The 23,609-nt window shown below is 33.3% G+C and carries 20 protein-coding genes and 1 tRNA gene; 10 read left to right on the forward strand and 11 right to left on the reverse strand.

The window, feature by feature from the left end; translation table 11 throughout:
• Nucleotides 1-98: 98 nt before the first annotated feature.
• Nucleotides 99-533 (reverse strand): hypothetical protein, encoded by a 435-nt coding sequence (locus B0A66_RS14915; protein ID WP_089050654.1) that lies wholly within the window; start codon nt 531-533, stop codon nt 99-101.
• A gap of 288 nt (nt 534-821) precedes the next feature.
• On the opposite strand from B0A66_RS14915, the gene B0A66_RS14920 reads away from it, so the two are divergent.
• The 5 genes from B0A66_RS14920 (at nt 822) to B0A66_RS14940 (ending at nt 4,542) form a co-directional block, all read left to right on the forward strand.
• Nucleotides 822-1,553, forward strand: a complete 732-nt coding sequence (locus B0A66_RS14920; protein WP_089050655.1) for a hypothetical protein — start codon at nt 822-824, stop codon at nt 1,551-1,553.
• A complete protein-coding gene (locus B0A66_RS14925) occupies nt 1,550-2,335 on the forward strand; it encodes a toxin-antitoxin system YwqK family antitoxin (RefSeq protein ID WP_089050656.1) in 786 nt (261 codons plus the stop codon). The genes B0A66_RS14920 and B0A66_RS14925 overlap by 4 nt, the downstream gene beginning before the upstream one ends.
• Before the next feature lie 13 nt (nt 2,336-2,348).
• Nucleotides 2,349-3,119: a toxin-antitoxin system YwqK family antitoxin gene (locus B0A66_RS14930; RefSeq protein ID WP_089050657.1), complete on the forward strand. Its 771-nt coding sequence runs from the start codon at nt 2,349-2,351 to the stop codon at nt 3,117-3,119.
• A gap of 40 nt (nt 3,120-3,159) precedes the next feature.
• A complete protein-coding gene (locus tag B0A66_RS14935) occupies nt 3,160-3,942 on the forward strand; it encodes a toxin-antitoxin system YwqK family antitoxin (RefSeq protein WP_089050658.1) in 783 nt (260 codons plus the stop codon).
• 195 nt (nt 3,943-4,137) lie between these two features.
• On the forward strand, nt 4,138-4,542 hold the full coding sequence (locus tag B0A66_RS14940) for a helix-turn-helix domain-containing protein (RefSeq protein ID WP_089050659.1): 405 nt from the start codon (nt 4,138-4,140) through the stop codon (nt 4,540-4,542).
• 149 nt (nt 4,543-4,691) lie between these two features.
• Here B0A66_RS14940 and B0A66_RS14945 read toward each other — a convergent pair whose 3' ends face one another.
• From B0A66_RS14945 to B0A66_RS22905, 10 genes are all read right to left on the reverse strand, one after another.
• Nucleotides 4,692-5,261: a peptidylprolyl isomerase gene (locus B0A66_RS14945; RefSeq protein ID WP_089050660.1), complete on the reverse strand. Its 570-nt coding sequence runs from the start codon at nt 5,259-5,261 to the stop codon at nt 4,692-4,694.
• A 77-nt stretch (nt 5,262-5,338) separates the two neighbouring features.
• Nucleotides 5,339-7,345 carry an AAA family ATPase gene (locus B0A66_RS14950; protein ID WP_089050661.1) on the reverse strand — a complete coding sequence of 669 codons (2,007 nt, stop codon included), beginning with the start codon at nt 7,343-7,345 and terminating at the stop codon, nt 5,339-5,341.
• Between the two features lie 10 nt (nt 7,346-7,355).
• Nucleotides 7,356-8,102, reverse strand: a complete 747-nt coding sequence (locus tag B0A66_RS14955; RefSeq protein WP_089050662.1) for a nucleotidyltransferase domain-containing protein — start codon at nt 8,100-8,102, stop codon at nt 7,356-7,358.
• A gap of 170 nt (nt 8,103-8,272) precedes the next feature.
• Nucleotides 8,273-9,073, reverse strand: coding sequence for a TatD family hydrolase (locus tag B0A66_RS14960; RefSeq protein ID WP_089050663.1), 801 nt, complete (start codon nt 9,071-9,073; stop codon nt 8,273-8,275).
• 235 nt (nt 9,074-9,308) lie between these two features.
• Nucleotides 9,309-10,208, reverse strand: coding sequence for a phosphatase domain-containing protein (locus B0A66_RS14965; RefSeq protein WP_089050664.1), 900 nt, complete (start codon nt 10,206-10,208; stop codon nt 9,309-9,311).
• Between the two features lie 13 nt (nt 10,209-10,221).
• Nucleotides 10,222-11,406, reverse strand: a complete 1,185-nt coding sequence (locus tag B0A66_RS14970; protein WP_089050665.1) for a DNA ligase-like domain-containing protein — start codon at nt 11,404-11,406, stop codon at nt 10,222-10,224.
• A gap of 3 nt (nt 11,407-11,409) precedes the next feature.
• On the reverse strand, nt 11,410-12,687 hold the full coding sequence (locus B0A66_RS14975) for a methyltransferase domain-containing protein (protein WP_089050666.1): 1,278 nt from the start codon (nt 12,685-12,687) through the stop codon (nt 11,410-11,412).
• A gap of 70 nt (nt 12,688-12,757) precedes the next feature.
• Nucleotides 12,758-13,774: an RNA ligase gene (locus tag B0A66_RS14980; protein WP_089050667.1), complete on the reverse strand. Its 1,017-nt coding sequence runs from the start codon at nt 13,772-13,774 to the stop codon at nt 12,758-12,760.
• Nucleotides 13,775-14,188: 414 nt separating this feature from the next.
• A complete protein-coding gene (locus tag B0A66_RS14985) occupies nt 14,189-16,423 on the reverse strand; it encodes a TerD family protein (protein ID WP_089050668.1) in 2,235 nt (744 codons plus the stop codon).
• A 245-nt stretch (nt 16,424-16,668) separates the two neighbouring features.
• Nucleotides 16,669-16,786, reverse strand: a tRNA-OTHER gene (locus tag B0A66_RS22905).
• 178 nt (nt 16,787-16,964) lie between these two features.
• Here B0A66_RS22905 and B0A66_RS14990 point away from each other — a divergent pair.
• The 5 genes from B0A66_RS14990 to B0A66_RS15010 all read left to right on the forward strand — a co-directional run bounded on the left by B0A66_RS14990 (nt 16,965) and on the right by B0A66_RS15010 (nt 23,512).
• The gene (locus tag B0A66_RS14990; RefSeq protein WP_317044363.1) at nt 16,965-17,597 is read left to right on the forward strand and encodes an HD domain-containing protein; all 633 of its coding nucleotides are present in this window, start codon (nt 16,965-16,967) and stop codon (nt 17,595-17,597) included.
• Nucleotides 17,598-17,995: 398 nt separating this feature from the next.
• Nucleotides 17,996-19,009 (forward strand): helix-turn-helix transcriptional regulator, encoded by a 1,014-nt coding sequence (locus B0A66_RS14995; protein ID WP_089050669.1) that lies wholly within the window; start codon nt 17,996-17,998, stop codon nt 19,007-19,009.
• A gap of 247 nt (nt 19,010-19,256) precedes the next feature.
• Nucleotides 19,257-19,715 (forward strand): MarR family winged helix-turn-helix transcriptional regulator, encoded by a 459-nt coding sequence (locus B0A66_RS15000; protein ID WP_089050670.1) that lies wholly within the window; start codon nt 19,257-19,259, stop codon nt 19,713-19,715.
• 116 nt (nt 19,716-19,831) lie between these two features.
• The gene (locus B0A66_RS15005) at nt 19,832-22,222 is read left to right on the forward strand and encodes a 3-hydroxyacyl-CoA dehydrogenase/enoyl-CoA hydratase family protein (RefSeq protein WP_089050671.1); all 2,391 of its coding nucleotides are present in this window, start codon (nt 19,832-19,834) and stop codon (nt 22,220-22,222) included.
• 108 nt (nt 22,223-22,330) lie between these two features.
• Nucleotides 22,331-23,512, forward strand: a complete 1,182-nt coding sequence (locus B0A66_RS15010; RefSeq protein ID WP_089050672.1) for an acetyl-CoA C-acyltransferase — start codon at nt 22,331-22,333, stop codon at nt 23,510-23,512.
• The last annotated feature ends 97 nt before the right edge of the window (nt 23,513-23,609 follow it).

Below are 23,609 nucleotides of genomic sequence, written 5' to 3' on the forward strand. Positions count from 1 at the left end.
TTAGATTGTTTTTGCTGATAGGTTCCTATCGTTATGTTGTTTGAAATTATGAGTTATGAATTATAAGTTATGAGTTATAAACTTTGCTCATTTTTATTCTACCAGTAGCTTCCTGCTAAAAATGTAAGTCTGATAAAGGTGATGGGATTGTTTTGTGCTAAATCGATTTGATCGTCTAAAGATTCGAGTTGGTCGTCGCCATAAAAAACGGCGTACAGACCATCTTCAAAAGCTACAATGGCGTTTTCCTGCGCCGTAACGATATTAACTTTATTGTGATTGTAGATCGCACCGAAACCTACTTTTCCGGTATCGGTTAGAATTGGCAGGTAATTTTCTTTCGGAAGATGAATTTTGTCTTCATCCTCCCATTCAAATGAAGAAGCATGAAAGAGCTCAACCTGATGTTTTACGATTAATTCTAAAAAAGTTCGAACCGAAACAATTGATTCAGAAGTATCCAGGCTTATTACTTTTTCCTGCAATATAGGATGCTTTTTTCCTAATTGTTTGACAGAGATTGTGGTATTCATTTTTTTCTGGCTTTTATTTGGACTTGTAAAATAACAAATTATAAAATAAGATTATACTTAAGCAACTTATTTTAATGTTAAAAAATTAAGGCATTAAAATGAGCTTATAAAAGTAGTTTCCAGTTTCAAAAAAACATCTCATAAATTGGTATTCGAAAGGTTTGGGTTTTTATTCCGTACCCACTTTCCGGTATTTTTAAAAAATCACGGAAAGTGGGTATTGTGGGCGTTATCAAATAAGAATAAATTGTAGGAATTAAAAGTAATAACTTACAAATTATAATTATTATGAATTTTGATTTCGACTTTGATGAGCATGGAACGGGTAGTTGTTTTCATAAAAACAACTTAGACAATGACTTAGGACAATTTAAATCCTACGGAGCTTATAACGCAGCGTTATTGCGATTAGTAGATTTTGATGGAAAAACGCCTTTTGATTGGTACAGAAATAAAGAAAATGGCGAAATAATCTGGCTCGACGGACATGCCAAGATTGACAACTATGCAAATCTTGGACACATGTGGGGAAAAACATTTGCAAATGGTGACCGATTGTTGCTAAACGGAGACACCAAACTAATCACCTATAACGGAGAAATTCTGTACAATTTTAAGAAAAAAACACCTAAATTAGGCGGAGGATATGCATTTGCAGATGGAGGATTCAGTCAAAACCCTGGCGCCTTAATGAGAGGAGGAAGATATGTTACCTGGATTGATTTTGGAGGCGCATTATTCGCTCTGATTGCCATATTAGGTTTTGAAGTAAAAGGCAGTACTTCAAAAGGAAAAGGAACAAATGGAGGAAAACCGACAAAGGATGATAAAATGAATGATAAGATAACGGCTGTTGATCATAGTGTAAATGGAGGGAAAGAAGCTAAGTCATTATATGATAAAGCGATAAAGGAAATAGCTAATGATGGAAAATATCAAGAAGAATATGAACAAACTTTTAATAGTAAAACACAAATGTATAATTTCACTAGAAAAGATCAAATTAAGAAACCAAAATGAAAAAGAGTATCAAATTTTTATTGTTGTTTTTAATAATAACATGTGGCGCAATTATTATATATGTTTTTTCAATTAAAAAAGAAGAGCAACTTCATGATTTCAGATATTACGACCCTAAAACACATTTATTAAGTGTGTCTCAATTTGTAATTAGAAACAATGACAGTATTTTTCAAGGTAAATTTACTACGTACAACGAAAAAGGTACAAAAATAGCAGAAGCTAATTTTATCGAAGGTCACGTAGAAGGAAAATGCATTAACTACTTTGAAAATGGAAAAATAGAATCTATTCAGTATAAAAGAAAAGGAGATATTAAAGAAGAATCTTTTTGGTATTACCCTAATGGTATCGTAGAGAAATATGCTTTATACAATCCTTTAGGCGGACTTATTTTTACTGCTAAATACGATCAAAATGGTGAAATTGAATCATATAAAGGTTCTCCACAAATTGAAGTTTATCAGTATAAATTTGCTAATAAGAAAAAGTTTAACATCAAAAATGATCAATATCTTAAAGTGGGAGATATTTTAAAACATACTTATGTTTTAGGCAATATACCTTATACCAAAAGAAGCTTGAAAATAGAAAATTTAGCTATCCCTAATAATAAAGTTAAAAGAACTATTACTAAAAATTCAACAGTAGAAATCAATGTGGAAGAGGTTCTTGTAAAAAAAGGCGTAAATACAATTAGAACAATTGTTGAATATAAATTTAACGACAAAACTACACCAACGCTTACTGATACTATTTCTTTTAACGTCACTGTTAATTAGATGAAAGATTAAAATGAAAAATAAAAAAATACTAATTATAATTTCTATTGTAACTATTGTATTGTTAGCACTTTACTTTTATTTAAAAAATGAAAAAGTTTACACTTTAAATAAATATAGTCCAGAAGGAAAATTACTAGGAACAAATGAATATGTTATTAGAAATGGCGATACAATTTTTCATGGAAAATTTGTTAGCTATAATGAAAAGGGAATTAAAATTTCTGAAGGTAAATTTATTGATAATGAGCCAAATGGCAACTGCTTTTATTATTATGATAATGGTAAGTTGAAATCTGTTTTTTATAGAAAAAATAGTGAAATAAATTTAGAATGCACTTATTATGACCAAAATGGATTGAAAAACAAATATATAATGTGCGATAGCCTTGGCAAAACCGCTTTCATAATTAAATTCACTAACAAAGTAGTTAAAATGTATGATGGCTATTCAATTTGGCCAATTGGACAATATAAAATAGAAAATAAAAAACTCCGTGAAATTAAAGCTGGCACTCTAAAAATAGGTGATACTATTCGCTATAATTACCTAGTAGCAAATATTCCCTACGCCAAAAGAACTTTTAAAATAGAAACTGTTGGTGCTGATAATTCTAAAGTAAAAAGGATTATCAAAAGTAAATTACCAACAGAGATTATTGTTGAAGAGGTTTTAACGAAAAAAGGATTTAATAGAATTCAAATTGTAGCTCAATACCAATTTGAGGATAAAATAACACCAACACTAAATAAAATTGTCTCTTTTGATGTAAATGTAAATTGAAAAATAAATTAGAAATTACAAATTAGATCGAAAAAACCCAATGAAGAAGAAATACAAAATAATTTTGACAATAATCGCTGTTTATAGCGTTTGTGTAATACTACTAATTTTATCACTTATAAATAAAAAGCCTCCTGTTTTAAAAAGGTACATTCCAGAAACAAAAGATACACTTACAACAGAATTTGTAATACGAAACAATGATACTATTCCACATGGTAAATATATTGTTCATAATGAAAACGGAAATAAAACGGATGAAGGTAGCTTTGTTGATGGGCACATTAAAGGAAAAAGCATTCATTACTTTGATAATGAAATGATTGAATCTATATGCTATTATAAAAGTGTTAAAATAAAGGAAGAATGTACCTTTTATTATTTCAACGAAAAGACTATGAAATATTACATGTACAATGATTTAGGAGAACTTGAATTTATAATTTATTATGACAAATTTGGTAATGTAGAAAGTTATGAAGGTACTCCATTGCTAGAAATTTATCAATACAAAGTAGCAAATAAAGAAAAATTCAAAACAAAAATAGAACAACACTTAAAAGTTGGAGATACATTAAAATATGAATATTTAATAGCAAACATACCGAATGCCAAACGTACTTTTAAGATAAAAAATTTAGATGTAGACAACACAAAGGTCGATTTATCATTCCGAAAAACATCTCAAGTTGGTATTGAAGTAGAAGAAACCTTAACCCAAAAAGGAATCAATACAATACAAGCTACTGTAAAATATGAATTTAACGACAAAGAAAAAACAATCATTAATGATACGCTTTCTTTTCAGGTTACGGTTAATTAGTTTTAGTGTTTAGGATTCTTAGAAACTTAGATCCTTAGACACTTAGCCTCTTTAAAAACAACAAATAACATTTTTACGAAAGTAAGAAAAAGCATAAATTTGTTTTATACAACATTCTGATACGTACGCTACCAAAACTTGGTGGTATTTTACCAACTGGTATTTTTATAAAAGAATTTTAAATATCTTTGAATTATGAACACAGGAACAAAACGAAAACATATTGGCAGAAATATTAGCCGAATCAGAGAGCTTCGTGGTATGAAACAGGAAGCGCTTGCAGAAGCAATGGGCGTTAGTCAACAAACTGTTTCTATACTTGAAGGAAGTGATGAAATTGAAGAACAAAGACTTGCACAAATTGCAAGAGCTCTTGGCGTTAATGTAGAAGCCCTTGAAAACTTTACAGAAGAATCTGTCTTTAATTATTTCAATACCTTTTATGATAATAGTACGGCAGGAAATGGAATGTTTAGCAATCATCCTACTCATTGTACATTTAATCCTCTTGATAAGGTTGTCGAACTTTATGAACGTCTGGTTAAATCTGAAAAAGACAGAGCTGATGCTCTAGATAAACTATTGAAAGCAAAACAATAATTCTTGATCTAAGAATTTATTATATGAAAAATGCGCAAGCTTCTTGGTGAGGTTTGCGCATTTTTTTGGTTGATGTTTCCAAATTGATAGGAAGAATTTATTTACTTGACTAAATAATTCTAAATAAAGATTGGTTGATATCCTTATTATTAGTCAAGTACACTTAATATATAAAAAATAGATTTTGGTAAATCATTATAAGTTTTCAAAACAACATAATACCATTTATTTTCAGGAATATCAATTTCAAACAAATCATTATTTTTATGGCTTTTAATCACATCTTCAAATGTTTTATTCATAGTACCTTCATTGAACCATCCTAAATCACCTTTGTTAGCATTACTGTCCATATTATAAATTGCAACTAATTCTTCAAACGATTTTCCTTTTTTGTATAATTTGATAATTTCTCCTCTTTTTTTATTAATATCATTAATGGTTAATTTACTCCCATCCAAATAAATATAACTTATTCTCATTGAGATAATAGATTCAGTCTGTACTATTCTATCTCTATCTATCAAATCTTTTTCAAGAAATCTATTTTTATAATAATCAAGACTATCATTACTAATTTCTAAAGTTGTAATTTCTGCCTTTGGATTTAATTTTACAAAATTTTCAGCTTCTTCAAGAGAATTAATTTCTTTTAGATTTTGAGAAGAAACAGCAGTTAAATAAAAAAAGTTAAGCGCTAAGAGTAAGTATTTAAACATAATGTAATAATTATTTAAAAATAAAATGAGTATTTCAAAAAGAATAAGATTTTGGAATTTCAGTCTCTAAATGTTAATTATTTTTTTTGCGTAATAAAATTATAAATTTCAATGGTTAGGTTTTCTATTTCTTTATTTTTTTTAAATACTTCCCATGAAAAATTTTGATTAAATACAAGTTCACTTAGTTCTCGTTTATTAACTATTGTTCCAAAACTCCCATCTGATTTCACTTCATACAATGATTGATTGAGAATATATGATGATCTTAGTGTACCCATTTTATTTCTAACTTCCTCAAGAAATTGTCCAACATAATCTTTTAAAAAATTTGAAGAATTTACTTCAGACAAAGCTTGATCAATTTTTACTAAAATATCTGATTCATGAGATTTAGCTAATGTTTTATTACAGAGATCTTTTAGAATAACTTTCCACATATCATTTGTTATAAGATTTTCAATCTCTCTTATGTTCCATATAACTTTAGGAATAAAATTTTCCGTTTTAGATTTCTCTAAAGCAATTAATTTTTTGCCTTTTTTAGTTTTCTTATTTGATGCATCTGAATCTGCCAGAAGAAAAATTCTATTACTTAGTGCTAAAGCTTTTATATCTTTTAAAATATCTTCCTCATGTTCTTTTTCCGCTTTTTCATCAAAAATATAGTGATCAATATTAGATCCCGCATACTCAAAAAAAGCAAAATCTATATCTTCCTTTATATTTAAATATTCCTTCTTATCATTTTTAAAAATGTATTCTGTATATGATTTCAAGAATGCTTTAATATAATTCCTATCCGAAATTCCTTCTACCCAAATACTACAATTAGCCATAAAAACAGAAGAATTATTTACACCTAAATCTTTAAGAATTCTATTATCTCCCCTATTTACATTCTTTATTAAAAATTGTTTATCATTTAAATCATTACTTTTAGAAGAAAAGGAATAAATAGATACATTTTCTTTTTCAATAGTTAAATCTAAAAAATGATTGGAATGTGTTGTAATAATATAGTTTAATTTTTTCTTTTTTAAATCTTTATTACTTGTAATTTGCTCTAAAAACAATCTTTGCATTCCAGGATGAAGATTAAGTTCTGGTTCATCAATAAATATAAATGAAGTATCTTCTGCCATAAAAATTTTATACATTAAAATTATTAATGCTTGAATTCCGTCACCTAATTCATACAATGAACGAGTTTCTTTTTCTCCATCTATATGAACACTAATGATTTCTAAATTATTGTTTCCTTTAAGACTTTCGTCTTTGTCAAACTCAGCAACAATATCAATCTTTTTTCCATCAAAAAAGTTTAAGCGAATGAAATCTTCAAATTGATCAAACTTATTCCTTATCTCTCTTCTAGAATTTCTTGTATTTAAAATTTCTTTATAGAGATGAAGCCCAGTAAAAACCTCAACATTTTTTCCCTTTAAATCGTAATAATAATCGAGAGTATCTAAATAAATATCTTCCTCAATTTTAGAATGTTTTTCAATTTTAAAATTAAATAAAGAATGAGCAGTCCGTAACGTTGGAATAAAATATCGCTTTACATTAAAAACTTTCAAAAATGATTCATCAATATCTCTAAAAATACTTAAATATAAATTTGTTATTCCTGCAAAAGCAATGTTCTCAAGTTTTATTTTATTTTGATTTATAATTGATAAAAAATCGTGAAGTGCATCTTCTTCGAGTATATTTAATACATTTTTCTTTAATCTCTCTGCTTTATCTTGATCTGGAGTACCTCCAGTAGCATAAATTGTTGTAAGAGCTATTTGTTCAAGTGACTTAATTGAAGTATTAATTGTTTTGTTTACATCAGTAATAGCTTCATTGTATTTATTTACAAGAATTCTAAGAGTATTTAAATCTTTTACTGCATTAAATTTTCCATAACTCATTAAATTTCGGATAAATCTACTTTTACCACTATTATTAGCTCCTACAATAATATTTATCTCGTTAAAATTTGGTAGAAAAGTCAACGATTCCATTTTGTCATTTAAAAAATAATCATCAAACCTATCACTTATTGGAAGAATTAAATCATAACCTTTTTTCATATAGCTAATATTATTTTATCAAATTCCTAAAAAACAAATCCAATTCCTCACTAATTTTCTTTCCACTTCCCAACTTACTTGCATTCTCCTGATTAAATTGTATAGTTTCCAATAAAAAATCAGTAATTAAAGTTTCTTTTGGGTGCAAATATTTTTCGTCTTTATTGGCTTTTATTTGTTGTAATTCCAGTATTTTTTCTTGTATGTTTTGTGGTGCGATTGGCAATAAATCAGCAAAAGCAACAGGCGGAAAAGTATTTGTTTCTATAATCCATTTTCCGGCTAAAGCGGTGCGCAGGGCGTAGAAATAACTTTTTAGTTTTACTTCTTCCATTTCGCATACTTCTATAAAATTTTTAGTCGTTCCCAAATAGTGATGCAAAACCGCTATTGGCGAAAAACATTTCAGAGCTATCTCACGCATTTGTTTTGCAAAATCGGCATCTTCAAAATATACCACAGGCGAAAACAACCATTCAATCAAAGGTGCGTTAGATTTTGCTAATAATTTTATGGTTTTCCGTAAGTCCCACCCGGAACCGTCAAGATCGTCTTGGGTCATGAATTCTATTACGTCTGGTTTTTCCCAAAGCGACAAATAGTAATCCAATTTGTGTTTGTATATAAAACGTATATCGTAATCGCTGTCCGGAGAAGCAAATCCCCAGGCACGACTTCCTGATTCTACCGCAAAAAGTATGGTTACGTTATGCGTTTGTTCTATTTCTTTTAATTTTTGGAGTATTTTTTCTTTCATGATTTTTTCAAATATAGATAAACAAAAAGCCTTTAAACCCAGTAATTATACCTGATTTAAAAGCCACCTAATCTTTTTTTTTAATCTCGCAAAGGCACTAAGTCGCAAAGTTTACTTCATGCTGTTTTAAGCCTTACCCTTTGTTCCTCTGCACCTTTGCTCCTTTGAACCTAAATAGCAAAAAACGCTCTAGCATTCTTCGTTGTCTGCTCTGCTACTTTGTCTAGAGAAATTCCTTTAAACTGTGCGACAGTTCCGGCAACGTAAGGCAGATAAGCGGGTTCGCAACGGCGTTCGTGGTATTTCTTCAAAAGGCTGTTCGGAACATTTTTAGGAAGCATAAAAGGCGCATCGGTTTCGATCATCATGCTCTCCAGCGGAACGTATTGCAAGACTTCTTTTAAATGCTCAAAACGTCTGGTGTCTGAAATTGCTCCGGTAAAACCCAGCAATAATCCGTTATCGAGATAGGTTTTGGCTTCCTGCAAACTTCCTGTAAAACAATGCACGACTGCTTTTGGCAATTGCGGTAAATACTCTTTTGTAATGCTCAGAAACCTTGTAAAAGCAGCTCTCTCATGCAAAAACAACGGTTTCTGAACTTCGATTGCCAATTCTAATTGGGCTTTGTAGCAGGTTTCCTGTACGTTTCTGGGCGAAAAATCACGATCAAAATCAAGTCCGCACTCACCTACTGAAACGACTTGTTTCTGTTTTAATAAGTCTCGGAGCTTTGCAATACTTTGCGCATCAAAACTCTTAGCATCATGCGGATGAATTCCCGCTGTAGCGTACAACACGCCCGGATATTCTCTCGCCATTCTAGCCGAAGCTTCACTATTTTTTACGCTTGTGCCCGTTAGTATCATTTGCGCTACGTCGGCATCTAATGCATTTTGTACGACATCGTCTATGTCGTCATGGAATTGTTTATTGGTTAAATTAATTCCAATATCTATGTATGTGTTCATTTTTTCTTTTTTATAGGTACAAAGGCTCAAAGAGGCAAAGGTTCAGAGGTTTTCCTCTTTGGAGTCTTTTTTTTTAGGCTCTAAGGCTCTGAGCTGCATAGGCTCAAAGGTTTCTCTTTGGAGTCTTTGTACAATTTTATTGTTTTTATTTTATTTTTTGTTGCCAACAAGGCTCAGAGTTACAACGCTTTTATGTCCTTTGAACCTTTGTTACTCTGAACCTTTGAACCTTTGCTTAAAAATCCCCATAATACACCTGGAAGCAAGGTAATTTTAGTTCATTTCGCCATGTATCGACAACTTGGTTTCTATCGTCTAAAACAAATTCTACGAAGTATTTATCTTTTATAGATTCGTTGTAGATTTCTGTTTTTATGATCGAATCTTTTCGGCTATCGCTTGTTTTACGCATGATCAGAGCATCATATTCGATTTCGTGTTTTTGAAGGAATCTCAATGTTGGTTCTTTGTATCGGTCTTCACGCCCTGAAACCAACAATATTTGATATCCCAACTTTTTGTAATTCCTCAAAACATTCGCCACCGGATTGTTCAGCTCGTCTTCATCGCATTTACTCGCATCAAACGGATTTCTCCCGTTCATTAAAGCCAATGTTCCGTCAAGATCACAAATAATCGCTTTTGGAAGCTCTGGGTTTTGAGCGCAGTATTCTAATTTTTTGTTCACTTTTTTGATAGGTTTAAAATCGAACTTCTCTTTTGTTTTTTGCAATTGGTGGTACATGTTTTCAATCACTTTTTTTGGCACTTTTCGTTCTCTTTTTTCGTTTCGAATAAAAAGTTCCTCCAGCGGAAGTTCAAAAACTTTGAATTCAATATTTGCCATTTCAGCAAAATCGTTGATCGGCTGTTTGATATATTCTAACTTAGCATTACAAGTATCCATGATCACATTCCAACCATTTGAAAGTAACGTTTTGATTTGTCCGTTTACGATTTTCGAAATCATACTTTCTGCTGCCGGATCCATTACTTCCTGAAATTGCGAGAACCTGATTTCATCACGGCTTATTCGCATCGTATTAGATTCTGTTCTCACTTTCCACTCGGCAAAAGTACTTTTCCCCGATGCCGGGCATCCTACTAATATGGTTAATGTTGGTGTCTTTTTCATTTTTATAATCGTATTATAATCTTGGATCTAATGTTTTTTCTATTTCTTCGTTATTGATTCTTTTTAAAAGAAGTAAACGCATTAAATAGTTTTCTTCTTCTAAATCTTTATACGGAATCTGAAGCATCTTCTGATTGATTTCCCAACCGTTTATCGATTGTTCTACTTTTTTCTTTACGTTTCTTTTTTCTAAATAATGATCGAAATCCTGATGAAAATTTACGCCATAAATCATCGTCAAATAATTGTTATTTCTGACTTTAAAACAAGGAGGCAAATTTTTAATATAATTCTCCTTTGGCTTAATCATGATTCCTTCCTCGTTTGCTTCTGTCAATTTTTCGAAAAAAGAATAAATTCCCTTTAGCTTTTCTTCTTTGTTCTGAGCGGTAATTTCAACATTTAAAAATGCATCATCATTTACCAATTCATACGTCAAATTACTGTTTGGCAAAACTTCTTCGCCCGATGTGTTCACTATTTTTAAAATTGTAAACGGTTTAAAATGTATTTCGGCTTCGTTACCAAAAGTGTTGATTTGTTTTTTAAACACCTTTAATGATTCTTCCTGTTTTGCTATATCCGGAATTTTCACCGTTCGCAAAGCTTCGTACTGACGGATAATGTGTGGTTTGTGCTTGCTGCTAAACTCTTTTCTGCTGAGTGACTTTTTATCTGAAATATATGTTGTAAACAATTCAGAGCTTTTCACACTTTCTAACTTCTCCAACAAACCCGAAGCTTGCAAGTATTCATTATGCGTTTTTAAAGCATCGTGATATCCTGTAAATTCCTTCTCGATCAAACCTGCACCCAAAACTTTCCAGGGCAATAATTCTGAGGCGATGATAAGAGTTTCGAAATCCGGAAAAGTAATCAGCATTTTGGCATATAACTCCTTCAAACTGTTTATCGCTTTTTCTACATCGATATGATCCATCTTAAAACCATTTCTGGAAATAAAATACGTTTCATCAAGGTTTCGTTTTAGGTAAATGGTGCAATATGAACCCATGTATTTTTTTTGAACCACAAATTCAGATACTCCTTTTTCTAAATAATAATGAATCGCTTCATCAATGCTTTCTATTTCATTTTTACTCTTGCTTTTTGGAGCGGGTGAAATGGTTGGCGAAAAATCGTTTATCTTATTCTTGCAAAACCACTCTATTCTATTTCTTACTTTAAAATCTAACATCTTTTACTTTTTTTGAATGATTACTGCACTTGTTGGGTAAACTCCTTTTACGCAATCTCCTACTCCATAAAATGATTTAGGATTTGGGAAAATTTCGTTAATCAAGGCTACAAATTCTGCGTTTGAAAGTTCAAAATCATGATCGTCATGTCTAAACTCCTCTGTCATTTCATAATTTACATTAAAGTCTTTATCCGGCGTGGTTACAAATAATCTGCTGAACTTCGTGTTATCTCTAATCCAGATCAAAAGTGACTTGGCTTCTTCAAAAGAATTATGTTCAATAACTTCACTTAAGATAATCTGACCTTCAAAATTTTTTAGTTCTTCAACCTTTTCTATCCAAACCAAATTATCTGCTTTTTCCAATGCCTGAATTTTTTCTGCAATCGGTCTAAAATCTACCTCATCATAAGCGAAATATTCCTGTTTGAATCCTCTTTTGTGCAATAATTTAAAGTACTGCAATTCACCACAACCAAAATCTAATACTTTCTCATCAAAATCGATTTTACGGCAAATAAATTCTTTTCTCGATTGGTGGGTATCTGTAAAAACAAACTGAACATCATTATTGAAATAAGCTTCTAATTGCGGTTTAAACTTCTCAAACTGATTAGGAGAACGCATAATTCTTTTTATAAAAAGATAAAATACGAAATACGGAATCCCTTTTAGATTGGTAAACATCGTAATGTGCTTTTGTATAAAGTAATCGTCGATGTAGGTGTAAACCGCATAACGATTAGTAAAATGCGTAAACAAAGCCACCAATGAGAATTTCTGCATCGCTTCTCTTACCGTTGCACCTTTAATCTTTAATCCAAAATTGTTGCCTATCTTATGGTTTAATGTAATACCATCTATGTATTTTGACAAAAGATAACGCTCATTTTTGTACCAGCCTGAATCGATAAAAAAAGTAGCAATTTCGATGGTACATTTTTCAGTATCAATTTCGTTATAATTTTTATCCAGCCATGAAATTACAGTTTCTTCTAAAACCGAATTCTCTTTGTACAAATGATTAAAAAATTCGGTTGCGATGTTCAAAGCCAATAACGGACTGCAATAACTCTGAAAATCGATCTGATTTCCTTCTTCCGGTAAATAACTGTGTTTACCGTCTAAAAAAACGCAGTGATATTCATTCGCAGAAACTGCGTTTCCAATTACGGTTCCGTCTTTTAACTCTTTCAAATAAAGCCCCTGATCCGTATTTGGATTTTTGTAAAGTATATCTAAAAAGTATTTATTGTCTGATTTAAGTTGTATAATCATGGTGCTTATTTTTGTTTGACAAATATAGATTTGTCACTACGCAGTAATTTTGCGCAGTTAAATTTAATTTTTATTCTTCTTCTTTATTAAACGGTTTTTCGAACTTCGGACGGATCATTTTCCAAATAATTGGTGCATAATCCCTGTTATCCATCATGGCAAATAATACTCCTGAATATTGACAAGTCAAAAAGTACAAAGCGGTTTCTTTTCGCGATTCCAAAATTTTAAAATCGGTTTTACATTGCGCTTCGATTTCCGAATATTGATTTTCTAAATCGGTTTTTGTTTGTTTCACCCAAGTAAAAAATTCATCAGGAACACGTTCCAGAATTTCTTCCATTGGCTGGTTTGTTTTCAAAAATTCCCAGATATTCACATTAGAAACTTGCGTAATGATTCGGTGTAGGCGAAGGTATTCTTCAAACTTAATTTTTACCCGAAAATTATTTGCATACTTTATGATAAAACCTTCTTTGTTGTCTGTATCCATTTCTTTTAAAAGCTGAATATCTTTTACACCATCGTATTTTTCAACAACCGGAAAACCAATATTTTCTAACGGAAATTCTGCTCCTGATTGAATATCAACAATAGCCAGTAAAACCAATTCTTCTGCCACACCATAATCTAAAACAATTCGGTTTTCCGGATAAATAATTTCAAACAAATAGGTTTTTCTTTTATCTAAAAGTGACCAGGTATCTTTGTATTTTCCATGCAACATTTCGTTCGCCTTATCCGACTGATCGCTAGAAAACGAACCTCTGCTCGCCATAAAGGGAACATTCTCTATCCAGTACAAAATCCCCAAAGAACCATCCATTTTATCATACACCTCAAAAGAGGTCTCAGGAAGCACCTGATTTTCCATTTCTCCTAAATTAAAAAACTTAGGAAAAGGTCTGGCAACCACATTGTAATTTCCATCTAAAATAAGACCTCGACATGCTAAAGTAACCTCGTTCCAAATTCGCTCAAATTGAGCATTTTGTGTATAGTTATAGATGTACAAATCATGCTCAGGATGTTTGTTTACCCGAACATAATTCTTTGCAATCATTTCTTTTAATAATATTGTATTCATGAGTTATTTTTTTTTTAAAATTGGCAGGTAATTTTCGCGCAAAGGCGCAGAGTCGCAAAATTTATCTGTCGAATCAATACACGGTTTGTCGTGAAATGAGACAAAATGATAAAAGAAATAATTTCAATCCTTATAATTTGTGGCTAAAAAAAACTTTGCGCCTCTGCGCCTTTGCGCGAAATTAAATCTACCAAACTTTGCGAAGACGCACTGCTGTGCGTCTCTACGATTAAATCATTGAAAAATCATTGTGTTTCAATCTTTGCGTAGACGCACTGCTGTGCGTCTCTACGGTAAACCATTGAAAAATCATTGGGGTACATGTCAATAACAAATATTTGTGAAGACGCACTGCTGTGCGTCTCTACATCAAACCTTTGTACCTTTGCACCTCAGAACCTCAGCACCTTAAAATTAATCAATTAACAATTGTGTTACCGCTGCTGCGTTCATTGCCCATTTTGCATTGTAAACCTCATCGGCATTTTCATCCTCGATGATGGTTAAACCTTGCGCTTCGGCTTTTAATTGCAACAAACTTCCGATGTTTAATTTAGAACTCAATTTTGCCATTAAAGCCTGAACTCCTTTAAAATCCAAACCTTGTACAACCTGACCTCCAAATGTCATTTCTAACCAAACGATTTCTCTTTTGGCTACATCCAACACACCAAAAACCAATCCTTTCGCAACGCTTTGCGTAATACGAACCTGATGATCTACACATGATGGATCGTAAGCAACACCGATTTTCTCCGAAATTTTCATCGGATATTTACTGTTCATCCAACCTACAACAAGATTTGGCGTAATACTTCCTCCGCTAAAAGCATTGCAGGTAAAAGTCACAAATTTTGCATTGGCTCTCTCTAATTTATCAATGTTAATGTTGATGTACTCCGCTGTTCCCACTTTAGCAGGAATGCTTCGGATATCACCACTATGATTACATCCTGTAGTTTCTAATCGGCTAAAAGAGCAGATATCTACACGATCCTCGTAGGCAATATGGCAGCTCAAATCCATATCAAGATGCTGTGCCGGCATATCTTTTCCCCATTGCATAAACAAGCGTACTTCGTTTCCTTCAACTGGGAAACAGGTTCCCATTAACGCAACTGGTAAGTCCTGAACGTTATCGCTTCTATCTCCAATCGAAACTGGCATATTAAACAATTGCGAATCAATATACATCGTTTTGTTTTTGTTTACGACCGCAGCAAATCGTTTTTTCATTGCTACAATGCACAATTCTTCAATCTGATTTTTCATCACTTGCAATTGTACATCGTCGTATAAATTCAATAATGCATTTGGCGCAATTCTTTTGTTGGTTCCACCCAAAGGCTTAACACTTCGCTGTATGTTTTTATCGAAATAATTATCTGCATACATGTTTAATGTAAAAACAAGTCTAGCCGGAACTTTATCGATAATTTCCGTAAAATGTGCCACCGTTTCGTCTGCACCAAACCAAAGCATATTCGAGAATAAAGATCGCGCAAACAATCCCGGACGTTGTTTTAACAAGGCAAACGTTTTCTCCGCATCGAATTTTAATCGTGCTGTACTTACTTTGCTCTCCCAAACATCATAAACCTGATTGTAAAACACATCCATAAAAAAAGCTAATTTTTCAAACCCTTTTCTTTTGCTGTATTCTGCCAAACGCAATGCTCGGATAAAACGAATCCACATTCCGCGTTTTGGATGCATGATTTCGCACATAGCTTCTACATCCATATCTAAATCGTTCAACCAATTCGCTACCATTAAACATTCTTTTCTTGAATATTTAAGTTTCAAATCGTTTGCAGTCGATACTTTACCTTGTCCAGTTGTATTCAAAAATCCATACTGCGCATTTTTTGCTGTTCTGTTGATAATCGTTTTTGGCTCAATAATTTGCAACATTCCTGTTTTCTTGAACCATAAATAACGTAAGATATCTGTTGGCGTTTTAAAATATTGTGAAGCACTTTCGGCTTTACCTTCCGTCACTAAAACGTCGATCACTAACATCAATGTTTCTTTGATGGCGATTGTTGCTTTAGGTAATGGTAAATATTGTAATGCTAATTTCAAGCTATCTGCCTGTGTAGCGTCTAAAGCTGTTTTCGATTGCAATAATGATTTATAAAAATCATCTACATCAGCATCTGTCCACAAATCAAGTACTTTCAACTTACTTCCCTGACCGTAATTTTCGATCGCACCAAATTCAAACGGAGTTCCGCAAAACGGACATCCATTGTAGCGTTCTAATGGAAAAGTATTGTCTGGAATGGTATGTCCACATGCCAAAGCTGTTCCGCCTTTTATGTTTAAAGCGTTCCAAAAATAAGTCACGATATGATCGACAACAGATTCTCCTGTTGGGATATTCCACCCTTTTACTAAAGGTGCCCAGTTTTTATCTGTTCCTAAAACGTCTCTTAAAACTTCTAAAACTTCAACCTTATATGTTGGGTTTATATTGTTTAAGGCATGCAATAAGGATTCAGAAAATGTAAATCCGAGTTTTGCAACATTGGCTGCTAAAACCGATGTTGTTTTTGATATATTTTTATTGTCATTCGCAACGAATACTGTTGGAACATAAATTGCGTTTTGACGCAAACTGATTTTTAACAATGCTTTTGTTTTCATTTTTTTAATTTTTAAAATTTAGATAATGGTGTTTCTGGTTCTACCTAAAAGATTTTGAAGTAAGAAACACTTGACCTGAAATTTGAGTGTAATGGATAAACTGATTCAAAGTGACGGTTTGGTGGGTTTCCCCAGAAGTAAGTTTATCTTGACCCTCGGTTTTTATGAATGATGATTTTAAAACTTGCCGGACTCGAACCGGAGTTACCAATTGTCTGAAGTAAGTTTTAATTGACCATTTATAGTAAAGCAGGTGGGATTCGAACCCACGACCTGGACATTAAAAGTGTAAGAAGTAAGTTTTGATTGACCTCTAACTGGTAATTTCAAAACTACCTGCTCTATCCGCTGAGCTACTGCTTCGTTTGAAATTGCATGAACCGGTAATGGTGTAAGTGTGTACGTGGAAAGTTTCAGAAGTAACTTAAACTTGACCTTGTTAATGCAATTTTTTATTTCAATGAACTTGTTTTTATTTCTTGAGCAAAGATTTCGATAGTACTACGCAATTATTTTGCGCAGTTGAAAAAGAATTTTATATTTGAGTAAAAAAGATATGAATCTTAAGGAAATATTTAGCGAATTACTACTAAAAATTGGTTTCGACAGTAGCGATATTGAAAAAAAATGGCTGGATTTAGAAAAGGCATATTCCAAAAAATCAAGGCATTACCATAACCTAACGCACATTTCGTCCATGATTGAGAGCTTTACTGCTTATCACGCGCAACTAAAATTTCCTGACGAAATATTATTTTCTATTTTTTATCACGATTATATCTATGTAAGTTCTAAAAAAGACAATGAACTCAAAAGTGCCGAATCTGCTTTGGCTGTTTTACCTGCTCAAACTACTGTAAACCGACAGTTAATCTTTGATGCGATCTGTGCCACGCAACAACATCAGCACAATGCAAATGAAGATATCAACTGGATGATTGATTTTGATTTGAAGATTCTCGCCAGTGATTGGAATGCATATCAAATGTATGCTGAACAAATTCGCAAAGAATACCGCATCTATCCTGATTTCCTATACAAACCCGGAAGAGCAAAAGCATTGAAACATTTTTTGGAGAATGATTCTATTTTTCAAACGAATGAATTTAGGGATTTGTATGAAGAGAAAGCCAGATTCAATATTGAAAAGGAAATTTTGTTATTGACGTCGTAAAACGGCAAAATGTGTACAAACAAATGTTATGTAATGTAGAGACGCACTGCTGTGCGTCTACGCAACGAATCACACAATGAATTATACAACGATTACATAATGTTAGACGCACAGCATAAATGATTTTTTCTCATTTTGTACCATTTCGAATTCACGCCCAGCATGTCATTTCGACGAAAGGAGAAATCTTCGCGAGAAACTCTACAATGCTTGGACCTTAGTTGCGGAGCTACTTACGAAGATTTCTCCTTTCGTCGAAATGACAAAATACAGGTGATTGATCATCATAAAAAACGAAACGCGTGAGGGATAGAGGCGATATCCTTTTGTGAAGTGGAACGGAACAAAAGATAAAGCCGAAAGCCCGACCCAGAGGGACACGCCCAAAAACAAAAACTATGTCACAAAACAAAAATGCCTTAATTAGATACAAAACCATTGACAAATGTCTACAAAATAAATACAGACAATGGACTTTGGAAGATCTTATCGAATGTTGTTCTGATGCGTTGTTTGAATATGAAGGTCGTGAAAACCGAATTAGCAAACGTACTATTCAGATGGATATTCAGTTGATGCGCAGTGAAAAACTGGGTTACAATGCACCAATTGTCGTCTACGATAAAAAATATTACAAGTATGATGATGATGAATTTTCGATTACGGATATTCCGCTCAACGAAACAGATATGAATGTATTGACGGAAACAGTTTCAATGTTAAAACAATTCAAGGACTTTTCACTGTTTAATGATGTTTCGGATATTTTGCAACGTCTGGAAGATAAAATCTATGCCGAGAAATCACATACGAAACCGGTCATTTATCTGGATAAAAATGAAGGTTTGAAGGGGCTTCATTATTTAGACGAAGTATATCAGGCTATTATCAAGAAAATTGTTTTGCTGATAACGTATAAATCGTTTAAATCGAAAGAGGAAACCAAATTTCATTTTCACCCTTTTATTCTGAAGGAGTTCAACAACAGATGGTTTGTGATTGGGAAGAAAAAAGGCAGCGCACCAATTACTAATTTGGCATTGGACAGGATTATTGGTATTGATTACGATTTTAACCTGACGTATCTGGAAGAAGATTTTGATGCTGAACAATTTTATAAAAACGTAATTGGAGTTACGGTAAACACGGGATTAGCTCCCCGAAAAATCGAACTTTGGATTGATGCCATAAATGCACCTTATGTATTAACGAAACCTTTGCACCAAACACAACGACTTATTAAGGAGAATGAGGATAAAAGTATTATTGTTCATTTGCTTATTTCACCCAACTACGAAATGGAGCGTATTCTGCTTGGTTTTGGTGACGGAATTGAAGTTATTAAACCTGAAAATTTGAGAAACAGGATGAAAAAGATCCTTCAAAAGGCATTAAACAAGTATGACGAGTAAATTTTATTCGCATAAAAACACTTAATTTTTTAAATATACACTAATTAAAAGAGGGATTAAAAATTGAAACCATTTTTTAGAAGCTAAAATTTGTGCGAATCTCAAAAAAGAATAGTATATTTCAAATGCAAAACAACCCATAAATCACTCTGTTTCAGAGATATTTTTTTATTAACCAAAAATTTATCAAAAAATTATATGCATGCATAGTATTTTTTGTTTATATTTGAAATCGATATAGTTAGATATGAAAGATAAAACGATAGATTATATTTTAAGAGCGACCTGGCAAGCTGTATCAAGAATGTATAACGAAGAAGCTGCGAAATACGACGCTACAATGGCTACCGGATTTGCTCTTTTAAGTATTGACAAAGAAGATGGAACTCCGTCGACAGCCTTAGGGCCAAGAATGGGTATGGAAGCGACAAGCTTAACCAGAACACTGAAATCTATGGAAGACAAAGGTTTGATTGTTCGCAAGAAAAACCCAACTGATGGGCGAGGTGTTTTGATTTACCTGACCGAGTTTGGAAAAGAAAAAAGGGAATTGTCTAAGAATACGGTTTTGAAATTTAATGAATCTGTTAGAAAACACGTTTCTGATGAAAAACTAAATCATTTTATTGAGGTTTCTGAAATCATCAATGAACTGATTCACGACAAATCTATTTTTAACCCTACTGAAGAAAAAGGAAAAGAATAACTTTTATATAACGTACAAAAGTTGTTTTTACCGATAATAAACTGAATATTAACTATGTATAAAATTGCTTCACAATGGCAATGAATACTTAACCGATATAAATAAAATTAACAAATATGAAACGCACAATTAAAAAAGTTGCTGTAATTGGATCCGGAATTATGGGTTCAGGAATAGCTTGTCATTTTGCCAATATTGGTGTTGAAGTTTTATTGCTTGACATCGTACCTCGTGAGTTGACAGAAGCTGAAACTAAAAAAGGATTAACACTTGAAAGTAAAGCTGTTCGCAACCGAGTGGTAAATGAGCACTTGGCGAATTCATTAAAATCAAAGCCCTCTCCTATTTACAGTCAGAAATTCGCAAACCGAATCACGACTGGAAATACAACTGACGACATGGCAAAAATTGCTAATGTAGATTGGATTATTGAAGTTGTTGTGGAGCGTTTGGATATTAAAAAATTAGTATTCGAACAAATTGAAAAATTCCGTAAGCCGGGAACGCTTGTGACTTCTAACACGTCTGGTATTCCGATTCATTTTATGAGTGAAGGAAGAAGCGAAGATTTTCAACAACACTTCTGCGGAACACACTTTTTTAACCCTGCGCGTTATTTAAAATTATTTGAAATTATTCCTGGTCCTAAAACTTCAACTGAAGTATTGGATTTCTTAAACGAATACGGATCTAAATTTTTAGGAAAAACTTCGGTTGTTGCTAAAGATACTCCTGCGTTTATTGGAAACAGAATTGGTATTTACGGTATTCAGAGTTTATTCCACTTGGTAAAAGAAATGGGATTAACGATTGAAGAGGTAGATAAATTAACAGGACCGGTTATCGGACGTCCAAAATCGGCTACTTTCCGTACGGTTGATGTAGTTGGTTTAGATACTTTGGTACACGTTGCTAACGGTATTTATGAAAACTGCCCTACTGACGAACAGCACGAATTGTTTAAACTTCCTGATTTTATTTCTAAAATGATGGAGAACAATTGGCTGGGAAGTAAAACCGGACAAGGTTTTTACAAAAAAGTAGATAAAGATATTCTTACTCTTGATCTTGACACACTAGAATATCGTGCTGCTAAAAAAGCAAGTTTCGCTACTCTTGAGCTTACTAAAACGATCGATAAACCTATCAACCGTTTTAAAGTTTTAGTTAAAGGAAAAGATAAAGCCGGAGAATTTTACCGTAAGAGTTTCGCTGGAATGTTTGCTTATGTATCAAACAGAATTCCTGAGATCTCAGACGAATTATATAAAATTGATGATGCCATGAAGGCTGGTTTTGGATGGGAAAATGGTCCATTCGAAATTTGGGATGCTATTGGTGTTGCCAACGGAATAGAAATCATGAAAGCTGAAGGTCTTGAGCCTGCTGCATGGGTAAACGAAATGCTGGCTTCGGGAAGCGATAGTTTCTATTCTGTAAAAGAAGGTGCTACGTTTTTCTACAACATTCCAACAAAATCACAAACTAAAGTTCCTGGTCAAGATTCTTTCATCATTCTAAACAACATTCGCGAAAGCAAAAAAGTTTGGAGCAACAGTGGTGCTATTATTCAAGATTTAGGAGATGGAATTTTGAACTTAGAATTCCAATCTAAAATGAATACTATTGGTGGTGATGTACTTCAAGCAATCAATAAAGCAATTGACTTGGCAGAAAAAGAACACCAAGGTTTAGTGATCGGAAATCAGGCGGCTAATTTTTCTGTTGGAGCAAACATCGGAATGATTTTTATGATGGCAGTTGAGCAGGAATATGATGAGCTTAATATGGCGATCAAAATGTTCCAGGACACCATGATGCGCGTTCGTTACTCTGGAATTCCAGTTGTTGTAGCACCACACGGAATGACTTTTGGTGGTGGATGCGAAATGAGCTTACACGCTGATAAAGTGGTTGCTGCTGCTGAAACTTACATGGGATTAGTTGAATTTGGTGTTGGTGTACTTCCTGGTGGTGGTGGATCTAAAGAAATGGCTTTAAGAGCATCTGATTTATTCCGCAAAAATGATGTGGAGTTAAACGTACTTCAAGAGTATTTCTTAACAATTGCGATGGCTAAAGTTTCGACTTCTGGTTACGAAGCTTTTGATACAGGACTTCTTCAGCATGGTAAAGATATTATCGTGGTAAACAAAGACCGTCAGATCGCGGAAGCTAAAAAACATGCATTGCTTATGGCAGAAGCAGGTTACACGCAACCAATAAGAAGAACTGATGTGAAAGTTTTAGGAAAACAGGCTCTTGGGATGTTCTTAGTAGGAACGGATCAAATGGAAGCTGGTAAATACATTTCTGAACACGACAAAAAAATCGCTAACAAACTGGCTTATGTAATGGCTGGTGGTGATTTATCTGAAGCGACTTTAGTATCTGAACAATATTTACTTGATATCGAACGTGAAGCGTTTTTATCTCTTTGTACTGAAAGAAAAACTTTAGAGAGAATTCAATATATGTTAACTAAAGGGAAACCTTTGAGAAACTAAAAGCCCCCTAACCCCCAAAGGGGGAAAATGGAGACTTACTAAAATATTAATTTAAAATCCTATTTACCCCTAATAGGAATTCCCCCTTCGGGGGTTAGGGGGCCAAATATGAAAACAGCATATATAGTAAAAGCATATAGAACAGCGGTAGGAAAAGCACCAAAAGGAGTTTTTAGATTTAAAAGACCTGATGAATTAGCTGCAGAGACCATTCAGTTTATGATGGACGAATTGCCTGATTTTGACAAAAAACGTATTGATGACGTAATGGTTGGAAACGCGATGCCGGAAGCAGAACAAGGACTTAACGTTGGACGTTTGATCTCTTTGATGGGATTAAAAGTAGAAGATGTTCCTGGTGTTACCGTAAACCGTTATTGCGCATCTGGTTTGGAAACTATCGGAATGGCGACGGCTAAAATTCAGTCAGGAATGGCAGATTGCATTATCGCAGGTGGTGCAGAAAGTATGAGTTTTATTCCAATGGGAGGTTACAAACCTACTCCGGATTATAAAGTTGCTGCTGCAGGTCACGAAGATTACTACTGGGGAATGGGTTTAACGGCTGAGGCAGTTGCAAACCAATATAAAATCTCTAGAGAAGATCAGGATGAGTTTGCTTACAACTCTCACATGAAAGCTTTGAAAGCACAGGCTGAAGGTAAATTCGACAAACAAATTGTTCCCATTACTGTAGACCAGACTTTCATCAATGAAAATGGTAAAAAAGAAACTAAATCGTATGTGGTAAAACAAGACGAAGGCCCAAGAGCCGGAACTTCTGTTGCTGCTTTATCGGGATTAAAACCTGTATTTGCTGCTAACGGAAGTGTTACTGCCGGAAACTCTTCTCAAATGAGTGATGGTGCTGCTTTTGTTTTAATCATGAGCGAGGATATGGTAAAAGAATTAAATCTTGAGCCAATTGCAAGACTGGTAAACTTTGCTTCTTCTGGTGTTGAACCAAGAATTATGGGTATTGGTCCGGTAAAAGCAATTCCAAAAGCCTTAAAACAAGCAGGACTTGATTTAAAAGATATTGACTTAGTGGAATTAAACGAGGCATTTGCTTCTCAGTCATTAGCGGTAATTCGCGAATTAGGTTTAAATCCTGATATCGTAAACGTAAATGGTGGAGCAATCGCTTTAGGACACCCTCTAGGATGTACAGGTGCTAAACTTTCTGTTCAGCTCTTCGACGAAATGAAACGCAGAGGAAGCAAATACGGAATTGTAAGTATGTGTGTTGGAACCGGACAAGGTTCTGCGGGGATTTACGAGGTATTGTAAGCCCCCTAACCCCCTGAAGGGGGAACTAATAAGAACAAAAAACAATAAGAAAATAGTCTAACAATTTACACCCTACTTACCCCTAGTAGGAATTCCC

The sequence above is a fragment of the Flavobacterium hercynium genome (assembly GCF_002217285.1).
Lineage (GTDB): Bacteria > Bacteroidota > Bacteroidia > Flavobacteriales > Flavobacteriaceae > Flavobacterium > Flavobacterium hercynium.

Excerpts from the sequence above, each read along its gene's own strand:
- B0A66_RS14915 (WP_089050654.1), bottom strand. The coding sequence starts at position 533 with ATGAATACCACAATCTCTGTCAAACAATTAGGAAAAAAGCATCCTATA.
- B0A66_RS14920 (WP_089050655.1), top strand. The coding sequence starts at position 822 with ATGAATTTTGATTTCGACTTTGATGAGCATGGAACGGGTAGTTGTTTT.
- B0A66_RS14925 (WP_089050656.1), top strand. The coding sequence starts at position 1,550 with ATGAAAAAGAGTATCAAATTTTTATTGTTGTTTTTAATAATAACATGT.
- B0A66_RS14930 (WP_089050657.1), top strand. The coding sequence starts at position 2,349 with ATGAAAAATAAAAAAATACTAATTATAATTTCTATTGTAACTATTGTA.
- B0A66_RS14935 (WP_089050658.1), top strand. The coding sequence starts at position 3,160 with ATGAAGAAGAAATACAAAATAATTTTGACAATAATCGCTGTTTATAGC.
- B0A66_RS14940 (WP_089050659.1), top strand. The coding sequence starts at position 4,138 with ATGAACACAGGAACAAAACGAAAACATATTGGCAGAAATATTAGCCGA.
- B0A66_RS14945 (WP_089050660.1), bottom strand. The coding sequence starts at position 5,261 with ATGTTTAAATACTTACTCTTAGCGCTTAACTTTTTTTATTTAACTGCT.
- B0A66_RS14950 (WP_089050661.1), bottom strand. The coding sequence starts at position 7,345 with ATGAAAAAAGGTTATGATTTAATTCTTCCAATAAGTGATAGGTTTGAT.
- B0A66_RS14955 (WP_089050662.1), bottom strand. The coding sequence starts at position 8,102 with ATGAAAGAAAAAATACTCCAAAAATTAAAAGAAATAGAACAAACGCAT.
- B0A66_RS14960 (WP_089050663.1), bottom strand. The coding sequence starts at position 9,073 with ATGAACACATACATAGATATTGGAATTAATTTAACCAATAAACAATTC.
- B0A66_RS14965 (WP_089050664.1), bottom strand. The coding sequence starts at position 10,208 with ATGAAAAAGACACCAACATTAACCATATTAGTAGGATGCCCGGCATCG.
- B0A66_RS14970 (WP_089050665.1), bottom strand. The coding sequence starts at position 11,406 with ATGTTAGATTTTAAAGTAAGAAATAGAATAGAGTGGTTTTGCAAGAAT.
- B0A66_RS14975 (WP_089050666.1), bottom strand. The coding sequence starts at position 12,687 with ATGATTATACAACTTAAATCAGACAATAAATACTTTTTAGATATACTT.
- B0A66_RS14980 (WP_089050667.1), bottom strand. The coding sequence starts at position 13,774 with ATGAATACAATATTATTAAAAGAAATGATTGCAAAGAATTATGTTCGG.
- B0A66_RS14985 (WP_089050668.1), bottom strand. The coding sequence starts at position 16,423 with ATGAAAACAAAAGCATTGTTAAAAATCAGTTTGCGTCAAAACGCAATT.
- B0A66_RS14995 (WP_089050669.1), top strand. The coding sequence starts at position 17,996 with ATGTCACAAAACAAAAATGCCTTAATTAGATACAAAACCATTGACAAA.
- B0A66_RS15000 (WP_089050670.1), top strand. The coding sequence starts at position 19,257 with ATGAAAGATAAAACGATAGATTATATTTTAAGAGCGACCTGGCAAGCT.
- B0A66_RS15005 (WP_089050671.1), top strand. The coding sequence starts at position 19,832 with ATGAAACGCACAATTAAAAAAGTTGCTGTAATTGGATCCGGAATTATG.
- B0A66_RS15010 (WP_089050672.1), top strand. The coding sequence starts at position 22,331 with ATGAAAACAGCATATATAGTAAAAGCATATAGAACAGCGGTAGGAAAA.